1 protein-coding gene is annotated in these 522 nt (G+C 69.9%); it reads right to left on the bottom strand.

Annotation, left to right across the window (positions count from 1 at the left end; genetic code table 11):
* A partial coding sequence (locus AC1DTN_RS39205) for a YceI family protein (protein WP_477925650.1) occupies positions 1-462 on the bottom strand: 462 nt, incomplete at its 3' end.
* Positions 463-522 lie beyond the last annotated feature (60 nt).

Here is a 522-nt window from a genome sequence, read left to right on the forward strand (position 1 = left end):
GCCCTCCATCGTCGCGCCCGCGGCCCCGGCGTTCCAGGTGAACGGCACCTCCACCGGCTGCTGCACACCCTTCAGGGCCAGCGTGCCGCGCGCGAGGTAGCCGCCGGCCGGCGCATTCGCCTGCGCCTGGGCCCGGCGGATGTCGGTCGCGTGGAACTCGGCTTGCGGGTGCCGAGCGAAATCGAACCATTCGATCCCCGCGATCGCCTTGTTGATGTCCGCGCTCGTCATGTCCGCGCTCGCCACCCGAATGGTCACATCCAGGTGGCCGCCCTCCGGCTTCTGCGGGTCGAAGCCCAGGCGGACGTCGAAGTCCTTGAAGACGCCCGGCGCCGGCGATCTCTCGAAATCGGCGACGAACTCGAGCCGGCTGCCCGCCGTGTCCATCTTCCACTCGGCCGCGCGAGCGAGCGGGGCCGAGGCGCCGGCGAGCAGCATGGCAAGACAGGCGAGCTTCTTCATTCCGGCGCGCCGGTCGACGGCAACATTCGCGTCAGCACATCGTTGCGCTTGACGAAGTGG

The organism is Rhizobium sp. 01T444 (assembly GCF_056398305.1).